The 16,053-nt window shown below is 73.4% G+C and carries 12 protein-coding genes; 6 read left to right on the forward strand and 6 right to left on the reverse strand.

The features are described 5' to 3' along the window. The first annotated feature begins 341 nt into the window (after positions 1-341). From ACZ4Z5_RS18605 to ACZ4Z5_RS18620, 4 genes are all read left to right on the forward strand, one after another. Positions 342-1,310, forward strand: coding sequence for an NADPH:quinone oxidoreductase family protein (locus ACZ4Z5_RS18605; RefSeq protein WP_468263878.1), 969 nt, complete (start codon positions 342-344; stop codon positions 1,308-1,310). A 416-nt stretch (positions 1,311-1,726) separates the two neighbouring features. After that, entirely contained in the window at positions 1,727-1,921 is a 195-nt protein-coding gene (locus ACZ4Z5_RS18610; protein WP_468263881.1) for a hypothetical protein, read from the forward strand. A 179-nt stretch (positions 1,922-2,100) separates the two neighbouring features. Further along, positions 2,101-3,372, forward strand: coding sequence for a phytase (locus tag ACZ4Z5_RS18615; protein ID WP_468264341.1), 1,272 nt, complete (start codon positions 2,101-2,103; stop codon positions 3,370-3,372). 92 nt (positions 3,373-3,464) lie between these two features. Beyond that, on the forward strand, positions 3,465-4,331 hold the full coding sequence (locus tag ACZ4Z5_RS18620) for a GNAT family N-acetyltransferase (RefSeq protein WP_468263883.1): 867 nt from the start codon (positions 3,465-3,467) through the stop codon (positions 4,329-4,331). Here the strand turns inward: ACZ4Z5_RS18620 and ACZ4Z5_RS18625 are convergent. After that, positions 4,301-6,589, reverse strand: coding sequence for an MMPL family transporter (locus tag ACZ4Z5_RS18625; RefSeq protein WP_468263886.1), 2,289 nt, complete (start codon positions 6,587-6,589; stop codon positions 4,301-4,303). The genes ACZ4Z5_RS18620 and ACZ4Z5_RS18625 overlap by 31 nt on opposite strands. Positions 6,590-6,832: 243 nt before the next feature. Between ACZ4Z5_RS18625 and ACZ4Z5_RS18630 the strand changes: the two genes are divergently transcribed. Next, complete coding sequence (locus ACZ4Z5_RS18630) at positions 6,833-7,006, forward strand: hypothetical protein (protein WP_468263889.1); 174 nt, start codon at positions 6,833-6,835, stop codon at positions 7,004-7,006. Positions 7,007-7,201: 195 nt separating this feature from the next. On the opposite strand, the gene ACZ4Z5_RS18635 is transcribed toward ACZ4Z5_RS18630, so the two are convergent. Next, the gene (locus ACZ4Z5_RS18635; RefSeq protein ID WP_468263892.1) at positions 7,202-7,990 is read right to left on the reverse strand and encodes a VOC family protein; all 789 of its coding nucleotides are present in this window, start codon (positions 7,988-7,990) and stop codon (positions 7,202-7,204) included. Positions 7,991-8,075: 85 nt separating this feature from the next. Beyond that, positions 8,076-9,362, reverse strand: coding sequence for a phosphodiester glycosidase family protein (locus tag ACZ4Z5_RS18640; RefSeq protein WP_468263894.1), 1,287 nt, complete (start codon positions 9,360-9,362; stop codon positions 8,076-8,078). Between the two features lie 200 nt (positions 9,363-9,562). Here ACZ4Z5_RS18640 and lpdA point away from each other — a divergent pair, with 200 nt between their 5' ends. Beyond that, positions 9,563-10,963, forward strand: a complete 1,401-nt coding sequence (gene lpdA, locus ACZ4Z5_RS18645; RefSeq protein WP_468263897.1) for a dihydrolipoyl dehydrogenase — start codon at positions 9,563-9,565, stop codon at positions 10,961-10,963. A 62-nt stretch (positions 10,964-11,025) separates the two neighbouring features. Here lpdA and ACZ4Z5_RS18650 read toward each other — a convergent pair whose 3' ends face one another. From ACZ4Z5_RS18650 to ACZ4Z5_RS18660, 3 genes are all read right to left on the reverse strand, one after another. Continuing rightward, entirely contained in the window at positions 11,026-11,622 is a 597-nt protein-coding gene (locus tag ACZ4Z5_RS18650; protein ID WP_468263900.1) for an N-acetylmuramoyl-L-alanine amidase, read from the reverse strand. Positions 11,623-11,723: 101 nt separating this feature from the next. After that, entirely contained in the window at positions 11,724-13,034 is a 1,311-nt protein-coding gene (locus tag ACZ4Z5_RS18655) for an SWIM zinc finger family protein (protein WP_468263903.1), read from the reverse strand. Then, positions 13,031-15,886, reverse strand: coding sequence for a DEAD/DEAH box helicase (locus ACZ4Z5_RS18660; protein ID WP_468263905.1), 2,856 nt, complete (start codon positions 15,884-15,886; stop codon positions 13,031-13,033). The genes ACZ4Z5_RS18655 and ACZ4Z5_RS18660 overlap by 4 nt, the downstream gene beginning before the upstream one ends. Positions 15,887-16,053: the final 167 nt, after the last annotated feature.

A 16,053-nucleotide genomic window follows, 5' to 3' on the forward strand; every position in this document is an offset into this window, starting at 1 on the left:
CTCGGGGCGACTCGTCCGGCGATCCGGTCGTCACGTCCCGTCCGATCCTCCCGTCTGATCGCCCCGCCCGATCGCCGCACCGATCGTCCCGCCCGGAACGTACCGCAGGCAGCATCCCGCGAGGCAGATCCCGCCCGGGCCCGTCCTGCCCGCCCGTCCTGCCCGCCGCCCGGCACGTTCTGTCCGCCGGCCGAGTCCGCCCGCCTGGGCGACCCTCCGTGCGGGCCCGGAACGGGATCGGTCGGCCGGAGGTGTTCCGCTGGCCAAAGCGACCGCTTAGTATGCGCCCATCGGTTCCCGCCGAGGACGCCGACGTACGCCGACGTATGTGGAGGCCCCTGATGCAGGCATGGCGAGTGCACGAGAACGGCGAGCCGAAGGAGGTGATGCGTCTTGAGGAGACCGCTACGCCCGTTCCCGGCGAGGGTGAGCTCCTGGTCAGGGTGCGCGCCGCCAACGTCAACTTCCCCGACGCCCTGCTCTGCCGCGGCCAGTACCAGATCCGGCCGCCGCTGCCGTTCACTCCCGGCGTGGAGATCTGCGGCGAGACCGAGGACGGTCGCCGGATCATCGCCAACCCCGCCCTTCCGCACGGTGGCTTCGCCGAGTACGTCACGGTGGACGCCCGTGCCGTCCTGCCCGCCCCGGAGGCCCTGGACGACGCCGAAGCGGCCGCACTGCACATCGGCTACCAGACCGGCTGGTTCGGACTGCACCGGCGCGCCCGCCTCCAGCCCGGCGAGACGCTCCTGGTCCACGCGGCGGCCGGCGGCGTCGGCAGCGCCGCCGTACAGCTCGGCAAGGCCGCGGGCGCCACCGTCATCGGAGTCGTCGGCGGCGCCGACAAGGTACGTGTCGCCCGCGAGCTCGGCTGCGACCTGGTGATCGACCGCCGTACGGATGACCTGGTGACCGCGGTCAAGGACGCCACCCGTGGACGCGGCGCGGACGTGGTCTACGACCCGGTCGGCGGCGACGCCTACGCGAAGTCCACCAAGTGCATCGCCTTCGAGGGCCGGATCCTGGTCGTCGGATTCGCCGGCGGAACCGTACCCGCCCCCGCCCTCAACCACGTCCTCGTGAAGAACTACTCGATCGTCGGACTGCACTGGGGCCTCTACAACACCCATGACCCCGCCGCGGTCCGCGCCTGCCACGAGGAACTCACCGCCCTGACCGCCCGTGGGGCCGTCAAGCCCTACGTCAGCGAGCGCGTCCCGTTGGAGGAGGCCGCGTCGGCCGTCCAGCGCGTCGCCGACGGCACCACCACCGGACGCCTCGTCGTCGTCGCAGCAGGGGGCACGGCATGACGGCGGCCACCTAACTGCGCGGCCTCGCACAGGAGTTGCTCGCCGCCGATCCGCCGGCCCGCACCGGACGCGCCGAGTTCCTCAGGGCCCGGTTCGACGCCGGTCTCGGGGAGCGACGTCCCCGGCAAGGGCCCCACGGAAACGACGCCCCGCAACAGTGCCCGACGGATCGCACCCCCCAACAAGGCCTGACGGGACCACGAGGACCCGCCGACGGGCCCCAACAGGCCCGTGCCCCACGGTGCGAGAACCGGGCGTACCGCGCCCCCGGCCGGTCGGCTCCGTCCCGCATGTCGCTCCCGGGCACACAACACCCGTACGGCGGACACGACATGCGCCCGTCCGGTGCCCGACCTCCGACACACTGGCGCCGGAAAGCCGCGGCCCGGGCGCGTCGTGGCGGAGGAGGCTCGGTCATGGCCATTTCCATCTCAGTGGTGCTGCTGTTTCTCATCCTCGTGGTGATCTTCGTGCGCAACGGCGGCCTGAAGCTCTCCCACGCCCTGGTGTGTGCCCTGCTCGGCTTCTTCCTGGCGGGTACGAGCATGGCGCCGACCATTCAGGAAGCGGTCACGGCGACCGCCGACGTGGTCGGCAGGCTGCGTCCCTGAGCGTCGTCGGGCCGCGCAGGGGACGTCGATTTCACAGCGCGGACACTTCGGGCTCGTGTCCGGGACGCCGCGGCGTCATCCTGGAGAAGCACCCTCTGGCGCGGATGATCGTCATGTCCCCGACATCAAGGAGCGTGCTCGTGGCCCTGCACCGTCCCGTCCGGTCGGCAGCCCTCGTGATGAGTGCCGCCCTCGCGGCGACGCTCGGCGCGGACATACCCGCCCAGGCGCACACCCGCGCGGGCGATCCGCTGCCCGCCGTCACCCCCCGAGCCGAGACGTCCACGCTGTACGACGACGAGGCAGGCGGCAACGCCAACGCCGACGACCCGGCGATCTGGCGCAACACCGCCGACCCGGGTCGCAGCCTGGTCATCGCCACGGCCAAGGAGGGCGGACTCCGTGTCTACGACCTCGACGCCGCCCAGGTGCAGTCCGTCGCCGCCCCCGCCCCGCCCGGACCCGAGGACGCTCCCGGACGCTTCAACAACGTCGACCTCGTCCACGGCCTGCGTCTCACGACCGGCCGCGCCGACGTGGCGGTGGTCAGCGACCGCGGCAACGACCGGCTGCGCGTGTACCGCATCGACCGCGACCGGCCCGGCGGCCCGCTCACCGATGTGACCGACCCCGCCGCACCGCCCGTGTTCTCGGCCGGCCAGGACGAGATCAACGACCAGCGCACCGCCTACGGCCTCGCCACCTGGACCGACAGGTCCACCGGCCGCTCGTACGCGCTGGTGAGCCGGCGCAACCGGACGCGCGTCGCTCTCGTCGAGCTGACCGCCACCACCGGCGGCCGGGTCGGCTACCGCGAGGTGCGCACCCTCGACCTCCCGTCCTCGTTCCGGCTGCCGGACGGCAAGTCCTGGACGCCCTGCGCCGAACCGGGCGAACTCCCGCAGGTGGAGGGCATGGTCGTCGACCCGGCCAACGGCATGCTCTACGCGGGCCAGGAGGACGTGGGCATCTGGCGGATGCGCGCCGACCTCACCGCCGCGCCCGTACTGGTCGACAAGGTCAGGGAGTTCGGCGTCCCGGGCGTCTACGACGAGGAGACCGAGGAGTGCACCCCGGGCGCCGACCCCGGCTACGGCGGCACCCGTGTCTCGGCCGATGTGGAGGGCCTGACGCTGCTCACCGAGCACGACGGCGACGGTTATGTACTGGTCTCCAGCCAGGGCGACAACACCTTCGCCCTCTACGACCGCGAGGTCGGGGACGACAACGAGTACGAGGGCGGGTTCCGCGTCGCCGCCCGCTCGCAGACGCTCGACGGCTCCGAGGAGTGCGACGGCGCGGCCGTGCTCAACGCGCCACTCGGCCGGAAGTACCCGCGCGGCCTGCTCGTCGTCCAGGACGGCCACGCCACCCCCGGTGACGGCGAACGGGAGGCCACCGGCTTCAAGTTCGTGGACCTCGGCGAGGTCATGGACCGCATCGACGACTGAACCGTGCAGCCGCGGGCACCCGGCACGCCGACACACCGGCCCGGGTGCCCGCGTTGCTTGCGCGCGCCCACCCGTCACGGCAGCCTGACCGGATGAGTCCCACGACGCACCCGGGAGTCCCGGGACCGCTGGAGGTCGCGCCCGCCACCCTGGACGACTGGTCACTCGTCCGCGGCTGGGCCGCGCAGGAGGGCTGGAACCCGGGCACCGCCGACGCCACGTGCTTCTTCGCCCAAGACCCGCACGGCTTCTTCCTCGGCAGAATCGACGGCGAACCGGTCTCCGCTGTCTCGGTCGTCAACTACGACGAACGGTTCGCCTTCCTCGGCTTCTATCTCGTCCGCCCGGACCTCCGCGGCCGTGGCCACGGCATCGCCACCTGGCGGGCCGGACTCGCCCACGCAGGCGACCGCACGGTCGGCCTCGACGGCGTCCCCGCCCAGCAGGACAACTACCGCCGCTCCGGCTTCGCGCTCGAACACCGCAGTGCACGCCATGTCGGGCACCTGCCCGGCCGTCCCGCCGCGAAGGGCGTCGTCCCCGCGCAGGAGGTCGCGCTGTCCGACATCGTCGCGTACGACAGCGCCTGCCACCCCGCCGACCGCGGCCGGTTCGTGGAACGGTGGCTGACGGCACCCGGGCACCGCGCCGTCGCCCGGATCGCCGACGGGCGCCTCACCGGCTACGGCGTGATCCGCCCGGCCGGGGAACTGGCCCGGATCGGCCCGCTGTTCGCCGACACCCCCGACGACGCGGCGGCCCTCCTCGACGCACTCGGCGCCGACGCGGGTCCGCTTCCGGTCGCCGTGGACGTCCCGGCCTCCAACGCCGCGGCCGTGCGGATCGCGGAGGAACGCGGCCTGGTGCCGACGTTCGAGACCGCGCGTATGTACACCGGTCCGGTCCGCCCGTTCGCCCACGACCGCGTCTACGGCATCACCACCCTCGAACTGGGCTGACGCTCCCCGGCCGCCCCCGGCGCGCTCCTCCGGCCGAAGCGGGGGAGCCTCCGGTCCAGAGCCGGGGGCGTCCACCAGGCGTGCCCGCCGAGCAGCACCAGGACCGCCGGTGCGAGCACGAGCCGCGCGACCAGCGCGTCGACCAGCACGCCGGCCGCCAGACCCACGCCGAGCATCCTGACCACTACGGAATCCCCGAGCAGGAACAGGGCGAACAGCCCGACCATGACCAGCGCGGCGGAGGTGATCACCCGCCCGGTGGTGAGCAGACCGTGGGCGACGCTCTCCGGGGCGGCCGCGGTCCGTTCCCACCCCTCCCGGACGCGGGTGAGCAGCAGCGCCCCGTGGTCCGTGCCCAGGCCGAGGACCACGGCGAACACGATCACGGGCACACAGGTCTCGACGGGCACGCCCGCTGGAACGCCGAGCGCGGGGCCGCCCCACCCCCACTGGAACACGGCGACCACCACCCCGTACGCCGCCGTGGCGGAGAGCAGGCCGAGCGCCGCGGACTGCGCCGCCGCCGGCACACCGCGGAACACCACCAGCAGGCCCAGGAAGGAGAGGAACGCGGCCGCAGCGACGATGAACGGCAGACGCGCCTCCATGACCTGCCGGAAGTCGGCCTGCGCGGCCGTCGTGCCGGTCAGGTGGGCCCTGCCCGAGGTACCGGAAACCGCCTCGGGAAGCGCAGCGTCCTGCAGGTGGCGGACCAGCGCGGCGGTGGAGGCGTCCTGCGGCCGTCCCCGCGGTACGACGGTGGTGACGAGGACGTCGCCGTCGCCCGCGGGCCGCAGCCGACCGGAACCGGCCGCCCCGGGCACGCCGGTGAGCGCCTTCCGCACGCTCGACGCCAGGGCCGGCCGGTCCGCCTCCTGCACCTCGCTCTGGTCGACGACCACCGTCAGCGGCCCGTTGGCCCCCGGACCGAAGGCCCGCGCGATCAGGTCGTGGGCCCTGCGGCCGGTGAAGTCCGCGGGATCCGATCCGTGGTCGATGTGCCCTGCCCGCAGCGCGAAGGCGGGGACGGAGAGCACCGCGATCACCAGCAGTCCGCCCGCCAGGTACCTCCCGGGACGGCGGGTGACGCTGCGGGCGTGGCGGCTCAGCAGGCCCGGGCGCTGCGACGGCACCGCCCGGACGCCCGCTCGGGGGCCCGCCGCGGGACGATCCGGGGCCGGGCGCCGTACGGCGAGGAGGCCCGGCATTCGCCCGGCCAGTCCGAGGAGGGCGGGGACGAGGGTGAAGGCCGCCAGTACCGCCGCGAGGACTCCGGCCTGGGCGGCGGCCCCGAGCATGCCGACGAAGGACACCCTCGACACATGGAGGCCGGCCAGGGCGACGGTGACGACGGAGCCCGACACCAGCACCGTCCGGGCCTCGGCGGCCACGGCCCGGCCCGCCGTGGCGACCGGGTCGGCTCCGGCCATGAGCAGCCGGCGATGACGGGTGATCACCAGGAGTGCGTAGTCGACACCGACGCCCAGGCCGATCACGAGACCCACGCTCGGTGACACGCCGGCGAAGGTGAACACGGCGGCGAGCAGCCCGAAGCAGCCCAGCCCGGCGGCCACACCGATCAGGGCACGCGCCAGGGGCAGTCCTGCCCCGATCGCGCCGCCGAAGCCGATCAGGAGCACGGCGACGGCAACGGCGGAGCCGATGGCCTCACCGGTGAAGTCCCGTGTCCCGTGCCGTGCGAGTTCGGCGAGCGGTCCGCTGTAGGCGACCTCCGTCCCCGCCGCCCGCAGCGGCGCGACGGCGGCGTCGACCCCGTCGAGGTAGTCGCGGTCCAGCGCGGCGGGACTGGTGTCGAACCGGACGGCGATGTAGCCGGTCCGTCCGTCGGCGGAGAGCGGACCGGTCGCCGCGGCCGTCGTGGGACGCAGCGGTCCCTGCGCGGAGGTGATGTGCGGGAGTTCCTTCAACGACGCCACGGCCTGGTCGATCCGGCTCCGCGCCGCGACGAGCGGTCCGCCCGCGTCGTGCAGCACGATCCGGGCGCCCGCCCCGCCCGACCCGGCCCCGTGCGCGTCGAGCGCCTTCCGCCCCTCGGCGGACGGCGTGCCCGGGAGCCGCAGGCCGTCGGGGTACGGGCCCCCCATCGCGCCGTCGAGGACGTGGAGTGCGCCGAGAGCCGCGGCCCAGCCGATGAGGACGACGACGAAGTGGCGGGCACACCACGAGCCGAACCGCTCCCGGCGTCCTCTCCGGGGGCGGGTGACCAGGGGAGCGTCACCCAGGCTCGTTGAGGTCATATGTCCTCCCTCGTCGGGTATGCGGAGATTAGGGCATCCGGTGGTGCGGGCCGCGGGCGACATGCCCGTACCTCACTGCTCCGGACCCGGCGGGCCCGCCCCGCGATCCGACGGCTCCGGACGACAACGGAACGCGGCGGGCTCGCCGGAGCCCTCCGGATCGAGTACCTCGACGAAAACGGACTCGGTACCTTCGGCCGACCCTCGGGCGTACCCCGGTCGTGACGCCTCGGGCGTACGGTCGTGACAACGGACGCCGACGCCGAGTTCCGTGCGGACGCCCGTGCGGACGGCGGGGACCGAAGCTGCGACACGGTCGGGGAGATTGCCGTCCGCTCCGGCAAGGAGCCCACCGACGCCTGTGGCATCGACGGCCGGTACCTCACCGCGGCCGACTTCCTTACCGGCAAGGTCTGATGGCGGGCACCTCACCGGTATCGGGGGCCGCACGACAACAACTGCCGGATACCGGTCACCTTCGGCCCCGACGGTACGGCGTGCGGCGGGGGCCTGGCCGGCATCGCCCCGGTCCGGGGCGGGGATGACACAGCGCCGGTGCCCGGGTCCGTGAGGCCCCGGGCACCGGTCCGCATCCGGGGCCGGACGCGCCGGTCAGACCATCTCGGGCACCTCGCCCTGGGTGGTGGCGACGTCGATCACGGCGAACGCCGCGCCCTGCTGGTCGGTCAGGGCCGCGAACCGGCCGAAGGGGCTGTCCATCGGCCCGAAGTGCAGCTGACCGCCGAGCTTTTGGGCCGCCGCCACCGCCGCGTCGCAGTCGCGGACGGTGAAGAAGACCTGGATGAACGACGGGACCTCGGCCGGGAAGTCGTCGCCCATTTTCATCCGGCCGAGGACGGGCTGGTCGGTGACGGTGAACAGCTTGTAGTCGACGTTCTCGTCCATCATCTTCTTCGTCCCGAAGGGGAAGACCTTCGGATAGAACGCATCGACCTTGCCCGGGTCCCGGGTGAACACCTCCGCCCAGGCGAACGCCCCCGGCTCGCCCTGCTTCTCGAACCCTTCGTGCGTCCCGGCCTGCCAGACGCCGAAGACGGCGCCGCCGGGGTCCCTGGCGAGGCACATGGTGCCGAACTCGCCGACCTGCATCGGCTCCATCAGCACCTCGCCGCCGTTGTCCTTGATCTTCCGGGCGGTCCCGGCCGCGTCCGGCGACGAAAGGTACAGACACCAGGCCGACTGCCCCTCCGCGCCCGGCATGGGCGGGACGACGGCGGCCACGGCCTTGCCCTCCGAATACGCCTGTGTGTAGTTGCCGTACTCCGACGACGACTCACCGAAGGTCCAGCCCAGCACCTCGGCGTAGAACCGCTTCGCGCCCTCCAGATCGGAGAACATGGCGTCGGCCCAGCATGGCGTGCCCTCTGGTTGTACGGCCATGACCCAGACCTCTTCCTGTCGACTTCTGGTCCGGTCTGTCACGCTAGCCAGTACGGGGCACATGCGCGCGGCGACGCCGCGACGTTCACCTGTTCGAGAACACCCCGATGCCGTTCGGCACGGCGCGCTCGGCGCCCCCGCTGGGGTGGTTGCGTACCGTCGCCGGGGTGCCGGGCGCGCCCAGGACCAGGGTGGACGAGCCGCCGCCGTCCACATTGAGCGCCTCGTCCGCCCCGAGCCGCGCCATCAGCCGGGCCACCTCCTCGACGGTCAAGCCCGTCCGGTACAGCACACCGCCGTCCAGAGCGAGCAGCAGCAGGGTCCGGCCCTCGTCGGCGACGCCGAGAGCGGTGCGCACGGCGGTGGCGGTCCGGTCCAGCCCGGCCAGGGGCTCACCATCGGCCAGCACGGGGTAGCCGCCGACGGCGAACAGACAGGGCACCTTCCGTGCCGCCACCGGCACCAGCCGGTGCCGTACCTCCACCCTGTCGCCCTCGTGCAGTCCGCGCAGTGCCGCGGCACCCGCCTCCCGGCCGACCAGCACGGTCGTGCCGGGCCCGACGGGGCCGCTGCCCGGCGTCCCCGACACCGCCACCACCCGGCCGTGGCGCACGGTCACCTCATGGGTGTCGGTCGTGCACGGGGCCGCGCGGTCGGTGTCCGTGCCGCACACCGCCCGCATCCGGGACACCGAGCCCCAGTCGGCGGTGAAGGCGCCCACGCCGTCCACGGCCACCGCGTACTGGTTCAGGCCGCGCAACGGCACGGTGCCGTGGGGCATGCGCACCTCCCCGTCCAGCGTCAACCGTCCGATCCTCGCCCTGTGGTCGACGCCCACCCCGAGGACGTCCCGCGTCGTGGTGCCGGGCGGCAGTGCGGGCCCGAACCGCTGCCCGGTCGGCACCGCGGCCTTCAGCGCCCGGCCCGACGCGACCGCGGGTCCCACCGGGGCGCCGGTGGCCGTGACCCCGGGATGCTGGGCCTCCGAGAGATTGAAGAAGTCGCCGTTGACGCCGCCCACCGCACCCCGTGCCCTGGCCAGCGACGACAGGGGCTCCCGGGCCGCGACGGCCCCCGGGTACAGCAGGTCGACGGACACCTTCGGCTCGTCCAGGTCGACCGTGAGCAGATGGCCGTGCGCGGTGCCCTTCCACGCCGGGATGTCGAACTCGCGGTACACGACGCCCGGCGCCACGGCCACCGGCTCCCCGAACAGTCCGGGGGCCGCCGTGGCCCGGCGGGTTCCGCCCGCCGGGCCCGCCGCCGAGGCGGGTACGGCGCCCGCGATCCCCGCACCGGTCAGGGCACCGCAGAAGGCCAGCACCGTCGCCGTCGCACCGACCCGGCCGGCGAACCGTCGTCCCAGTCCCATGGAAACCCCCCGCGCGTAGCCCCAACTGACCCAGGACAGCAGGGAGTTCACCAGACGGGAATGAAGGCTCGCCGATCGGCCGGGAACACGCCGGAAAACACACCCCTTCGGGTGACGGCGGACCCCGTCGAGTCGAAGATCACACGGCCTCGCGGCGGATCGGGTTGCACACCTGCGCGCGCGATAGAAGGGTTCCCCTTGTGAGTCGACACTTCGATGTTCTTGTCCTGGGAGCCGGGCCCGGCGGGTACACGGCGGCGGTACGCAGCGCACAACTCGGCCTGACGGTCGCGGTGGTGGAGGAGCGCTACTGGGGCGGGGTCTGCCTCAACGTCGGGTGCATCCCCTCCAAGGCGCTGCTGCGCAACGCGGAGATGGCCCAGTTCGTCACGAACGAAGCCGCTTCCTACGGCATCACCGTCACCGGTGGGGTCTCGGTGGACTACGGGGCGGCCTTCCGGCGCAGCCGCACGGTCGCCGACGGCCGCGTCAAGGGCGTCCACTACCTGATGAAGAAGAACGCCGTCACCCAGTTCGACGGGCGGGGCACCTTCACCGACGACCACACCCTGCAGGTGGCACTGACCGACGGCGGCACGGAGACGGTGACCTTCGGGCACTGCATCATCGCGGCGGGCGCCTCGCCCCGGCTGCTGCCCGGCACCGCGCTGTCCGAGCGCGTGGTCACCTACGAGAGCCAGATCCTCAGCGAGGAACTGCCCGGCAGCATCGTGATCGCCGGCGCGGGGGCCATCGGGGTCGAGTTCGCCTATGTGCTGCGCAGCTACGGCGTCGAGGTGACCGTCGTCGAGTTCCTCGACCGTATGGTGCCCCTGGAGGACGAGGAGGTCTCCAAGGAGCTCGCCAAGCACTACCGCAGGCTCGGCGTGGAGGTGCTCACCGGCACCGCGGTCGAGGCGATCGACGAGTCGGGCGAGCGGGTGCGGGTCACCGTGAACCGTGGCGGCGAGCGCAGGGTCCTGGAAACCGACAAGGTCCTCCAGGCCATCGGGTTCGCACCGAACGTCGAGGGCTACGGACTGGAGAACACCGGTGTGCGGCTGACCCCGCGCGGTGCGATCGACGTCGACGGGCGCTGCCGCACCAATGTGCCGCACATCTTCGCGATCGGCGACGTCACGGCCAAACTGATGCTGGCCCACGCCGCCGAGTCCATGGGCATCGTGGCCGCCGAGACCATCGCGGACGCGGAGACCATGGAGCTGGACTACACCATGATCCCGCGCGCCACCTACTGCCAGCCGCAGATCGCCAGCTTCGGCTGGACCGAGGCCCAGGCACGCGAGCAGGGCTTCGACGTCCGGGTCGCCAAGTTCCCCTTCACCGCCAACGGCAAGGCGCACGGACTCGGGCACCCCGTGGGATTCGTCAAGGTCATCAGCGACGGGAAGTACGGAGAGCTGCTCGGCGCGCACCTCGTCGGCCCGGAGGTGACCGAACTGCTCCCCGAGCTGACGCTCGCACAGCAGTGGGACCTGACGGTCCATGAGGTGGCACGCAATGTGCACGCCCACCCGACCCTCGGAGAGGCGGTCAAGGAGGCCGTGCACGGCCTGGCCGGTCACATGATCAATATGTAGCCGTCCGGTCGGACGCCGCCGTCGTGGTCAACCGCACGGCGGTCCGGCCGGCCGGACCGCCGTCACGCGAAGTTGACCAGCCTCATGTACCGGACCCAGTCCCAGTGCGGCCCGGGTCCGGTGTGCGTGGAACCGGGGACTTCGTCGTGGCCCAGGATGTGGGCCCGGTCCCTGGGGATTCCGTAGGCCGTGCAGACCGCGGCGGTGAGCTCGGCCGACCGCTCGTACATCGCATGGGTGAAGTACCCTGGGCTGTCCGCCCACCCCTCGTGCTCGATGCCGATGCTGCGGGTGTTGTAGTCCCAGTGGCCGGTGTGCCAGGGGACGTCCTTCTCCCGGACGCACTGCGCGATGCAGCCGTCCGAGGACCGCACCACATAGTGCGACGACACCTTGGCGGCCGGGCTCCGGAAGGTGCCGAGAGTGCCGTCGAAGGTCTCCTGCGCCACATGGATGACGACGTACCGGACCCGGTACGACGAAGGGCGGCTCGACGCCGTGTAGTTGGCGGTCGAGGCGGGAGTCCAGCGCGCGGACGGGTAGTCCGTGAGGGCCGGCTCCCCGGCCGCGGCCGGGGCGGCGGCCGACAGCAGCGCACCGGTCGCCGCGGCGGCCGAGCCCCACAGCAGACGCCGACGGCTCGGCGGTACGGGTTCCATGGCCACCCCTGGAGGCAGATCAGGGAGGAAGGCTTCGAGAGCCCCGGGCGGCCCCACCGTACGGTCCTCCCGGGAGCTCCGGGAGGACCGACGGCGGTGTGTCAGCAGATCGGGGAATGGTGTGACGATATGGCGGTCGCCAGTGCCGTCGCCGGATCCTGGCAGGCGGGGCCCGACGGGGTCCACCGGTCCCGGGAGCGGTGGAACGGCCACCACAGGCCGTCCCGCCCGTACCGCAGCTGGACGCCGGCGGCGGCCGCCGTCCAGTGGTTCCGGTGCCCGCGCAGCACGGGAAGTCCACCGTCCGCCGGGGAACCGCCTGCGTCCCCGCCCCGGGTGGCCTCCCACACCCGGTCCAGACACGCCCGGGCCCGGGCCGACTCCTCCGCGTCGGGCGTCCACTCCTCCTCCAGCACCCGGAGCCCGGCCGCCCCGCCGAAGCGCCAGGCCAGAGCGGCGAGCTCCAGCTCCCCGCGGCTGCGTCCCGTCCCCTCGGCCAGTCGGCCCGCGATCCTCGGGCAGGGGCCCGACGCCGCCAGCCGAACCGAGTCCTGGTCCACCGTCAACGGCGGTTCGGGCCACCGGTCCCCATGACCCGGGGCCAGCGCCTCGGCCAGCGTCCGGTGGGCCCGGGCCACCGCGTCTGCCGCCAGGAACTCCAGGGCCTCGACGTCGACACCGCGGCCCGGCTGCCGGCCCGTGACGAGCGACGCCGGACGGCCCGGCCCGTCCGGGAGCGGCGGGGGAGCGGGGAGCGGAGGCACGATGTCCCTCGCGGCGAAGGCCTCTTCGGCCGCGACGCCCTCCGGCCCCGCTGCCGCAGCGGGATCCATGGCCTCTCCGGCACCGGCCGGAGTGGCGCTGCGGACCTGGAGCTCGTCCAGGAGCCGCCGCTCGCCCCGGCCACGCACCAGCAGCAGGACGAACGGGTCCATGTCGAGCAGCCGGGCGACCTGGTAGCAGAGCGCCGCGGTGTGCCGGCAGTGGTCCCAGCCCTCGCAGTCGCACGCGGGCTCCAGATCGCCGATCCCGGGCAGCAGTTCCACACCCGCCGCCTCGGCGTCCTCCACCAGGTGCGGCGGCATCTCCCGGTCGAGGAGCGCCGCGACATGGCCTGCCCGGCCGGCGGCCGTGCCGAGGAACCGGTCCCACTCCCCGTCGTCGAGCTGCCGCAGCAGTACGTCACTGCGGTGACCCTGCACCATGGCCGTGATCCGTCCCGGACGCACCATCACCGCTCCGACCGCGCCCTGTCTGGCGTACCGGCGGCCCTGCTTCAGCTGCTTGCCGTCCAGTGCGGAGTCCTCCAGTACCCTGAGCCAGGCCTGCCCCCACCATGTGGCCGCGAAGCCGCGTCCCCCTGCCGGCGGCGGCACGGTCAACGTCCGCTCCTCGTCATGGCCCTGTGTCATCGTGCTCCCCCTCGCAGTTCCACCAGGTCCGTCAGCTCGGCGTCCGAGAGCTCCGTCAGCGCCGCCTCGCCCGTACCGCCGAGCACGGCGTCGGCCAGTTCCCGTTTGCGTTCCAGCATCCCCGCGATCCGGTCCTCGATCGTGCCCTCCGCGATCAGGCGGTGCACCTGGACGGGCCGGGTCTGCCCGATGCGGTACGCGCGGTCGGTGGCCTGGGCCTCCACGGCCGGGTTCCACCAGCGGTCGTAGTGCACGACATGGCCCGCCCGGGTGAGGTTCAGACCGGTGCCGGCCGCCTTCAACGACAACAGGAACACCGGCACTTCACCGTCCTGGAAGCGCCGCACCAGCTCCTCGCGCCCGGCCACCGGAGTGCCGCCGTGCAGCAGCTGCGCCGGCACGCCCCGCTCGGCCAGATGGCGTTCGATCAGCCGGGCCATCTGCACGTACTGGGTGAAGACGAGCAGGCCCGCGCCCTCGGCGACGATCGCGTCGGTCAGTTCGCCGAGCAGTTCCAGTTTGCCCGAGCGGCCCTCGATCCGGGGACTCTCCTCCTTCAGGTACTGCGCCGGGTGGTTGCAGATCTGCTTGAGGGACGTGAGCAGTTTCATCACCAGGCCGCGCCGGGCGAAGCCGTCGGAGCCCGAGATCTCCGCGAGCGTCTCGCGCACCACCGCCTCGTACAGACCGGCCTGTTCGGCGGTGAGGGCCACGACGCGGTCGGTCTCCGTCTTGGGCGGCAGCTCCGGCGCGATGCCCGGGTCGGACTTGCGGCGGCGCAGCAGGAACGGGCGGACCAGCCGCGCAAGGTGCTCGGCCGCCGCCGGATCGCCGCCCTCCACGGGACGCGCGTAGCGGGCGCGGAACGTGCCGAGCCGGCCGAGCAGACCGGGGGTCGTCCAGTCGAGGATTGCCCACAGTTCGGTGAGGTTGTTCTCCACGGGCGTTCCGGTCAGGGCGACCCGCGCCCCGGCTCCGATCGTCCGCAGCTGTTTCGCGGTCGCGGAGAACGGGTTCTTGACGTGCTGCGCCTCGTCGGCGACGACCAGGCCCCACACGACGCCGGACAGGCTCCCGGCGTCCAGCCGCATCGTGCCGTACGTGGTCAGGACGACCTCGCCGTCGGCCAGCCCCTCCAGGTTCCGTGACGCTCCGTGGAAGCGGCGCACCGGTGTGCCCGGCGCGAACCTGCCGATCTCGCGCTGCCAGTTGCCCATGAGCGACGTGGGACAGACCACCAGGGTCGGACCGGCCGTTCCCGGCTCGGACTGCCGGTGCAGATGAAGGGCGATCAGCGTGATCGTCTTGCCGAGGCCCATGTCGTCGGCGAGGCAGCCGCCGAGCCCGAGCGAGGTCATCCGCGCCAGCCAGTTCAGCCCGCGCACCTGGTAGTCGCGCAGCTGTGCCCGCAGAGCGGCGGGCTGGGCGATCTCCGCAGGCCCGCCCTCGGGGTCGGCGATGCGCTCGCGGAGCGCGGCCAGCGGACCGGCAGCGTCGACGGCGACACGGTGCCCGTCGACCTCCAGCTCCCCGGTCAGTACGGCGCCCAGGGCATCGGCCGGGCCGAGCTTGCGGTCCCCGCGCTCCCGGGCGCGCCGGGCGTCCAGCGGATCGACCAGCACCCACTGGTCGCGCAGCCGGACCACCGGCCTGCTCGCCTCGGCGAGCCGGTCCAGTTCCTCGCGCGTCAGCCGCGAGCCGTGCAGTGTGAACCACCACTCGAAGGCGAGCAGGGCGCCTCCCGGGAGGAACGCGGGGCCGTCGCGCGGGCCGTCGTCCCGTCCGCCCACCACGGCCCGTGCCGTGAGCCCCCTGGCCAGTTCTCTGGGCCAGTGCACCTGGACACCGGCGGCGGCCAGTGCCCCGGACGCTTCCCCCAGCAGGCCGGTGACCTCTTCGTCGGCGAGTTCGATCGCGTCGGGCACGGCCTCGGAGAGCAGTGGGGCGAGCGGCGCCCAGACCCGTGCGGCGCGCCGCAGCGCGACCAGTGCGTCCATCCGGGCGCGCGGCCCGAAGGCAGCGCCGGCCGGACCTGTTCCGGCCCACACCTCGGCGGCGTCCGCGACCAGCAGCGGGTCGCCGACGCTGTGGATCTGGAGCACGGCCCGGAAGGCGGGGCCCTGGTCGCCGTCGGGGTCCATACCGCCGGCTCCGGACACCGCGAGTCCGGGAAGCTCGATCCGCAGCGAGATCCGCACGCCCGCGTCGTGCCCCGCCGCGACCTCCGCGGCCCAGGCCCGGTGCTCGGGCAGCCGCTGGGGCTCCGCTGCCGCGAACGCCGGGCCCCCTGCTGCGCGTGCCGCGGCGGGCGTGCGCGGCATGACGTCCGCGACGGCGTCCAGGAACGCCCTCAGCAGCCGTTCCGGTTCCGGCAGGCGCACCGGCTCGTGCCGGTCGAGCGGCACGGCGTGTGCGCGGGGCGGCATCGACGCGGCGAGCGTACGGACCCGTTCGAGGTCCTCCGCGGTGAGCGGGCCGACCCGCCACACGTCGTGGTCCTCCCCGGTCAGGCCCGGCAGCAGTCGTCCTCGTGCGGTGAGCTGCAGGGCGAGGACGGCGGCGGCTCCCCAGAACGCGGCGGACGGGCTCGCGCCGGGGCTCACCCGGGCCCGGGTGAGCACGGGAAGCGCGTCGCCGACCGGAAGCAGGCGCGCCCGGACGTCATGGACAAGGGCGTCGTCGCCGACGAGGGGCACTTCCCCCAGGGAACCCTCTCCGGAAGGCGGCTCGGTGCCGTCGGGGTGCCAGAAGGCGAACCATCCGGCGCGTGCGGGGGCGGCGGGCAGGAAGACGACGGAGCAGCGGGCTAGTTCGGCGATCTCGGAGGGGGTTCGGGTGGGCGGCCTGTGCACGGGGATGGCGTATTCCTCAAATTTGACTAGTGAAGCCGGAGCCGCTGAGGGTACACCCGGAATCCGTCGGCCGGATGGGGCGGAATGGTGATCTGGGTCATATTGGGTTCGGCGAGCGGTTCTCGCCGCGGTCGGACGCGACCTTGCGCGGAACCCGGCAGGGCCCC

This window comes from Streptomyces sp. NPDC030222 (assembly GCF_055573115.1).

Coding starts and splice junctions, on each gene's coding strand:
- ACZ4Z5_RS18655 (WP_468263903.1), bottom strand. CDS start 13,034: ATGACACAGGGCCATGACGAGGAGCGGACGTTGACCGTGCCGCCGCCG.
- ACZ4Z5_RS18620 (WP_468263883.1), top strand. CDS start 3,465: ATGAGTCCCACGACGCACCCGGGAGTCCCGGGACCGCTGGAGGTCGCG.
- ACZ4Z5_RS18615 (WP_468264341.1), top strand. CDS start 2,101: ATGAGTGCCGCCCTCGCGGCGACGCTCGGCGCGGACATACCCGCCCAG.
- ACZ4Z5_RS18610 (WP_468263881.1), top strand. CDS start 1,727: ATGGCCATTTCCATCTCAGTGGTGCTGCTGTTTCTCATCCTCGTGGTG.
- ACZ4Z5_RS18605 (WP_468263878.1), top strand. CDS start 342: ATGCAGGCATGGCGAGTGCACGAGAACGGCGAGCCGAAGGAGGTGATG.
- ACZ4Z5_RS18625 (WP_468263886.1), bottom strand. CDS start 6,589: ATGACCTCAACGAGCCTGGGTGACGCTCCCCTGGTCACCCGCCCCCGG.
- ACZ4Z5_RS18650 (WP_468263900.1), bottom strand. CDS start 11,622: ATGGAACCCGTACCGCCGAGCCGTCGGCGTCTGCTGTGGGGCTCGGCC.
- ACZ4Z5_RS18635 (WP_468263892.1), bottom strand. CDS start 7,990: ATGGCCGTACAACCAGAGGGCACGCCATGCTGGGCCGACGCCATGTTC.
- ACZ4Z5_RS18640 (WP_468263894.1), bottom strand. CDS start 9,362: ATGGGACTGGGACGACGGTTCGCCGGCCGGGTCGGTGCGACGGCGACG.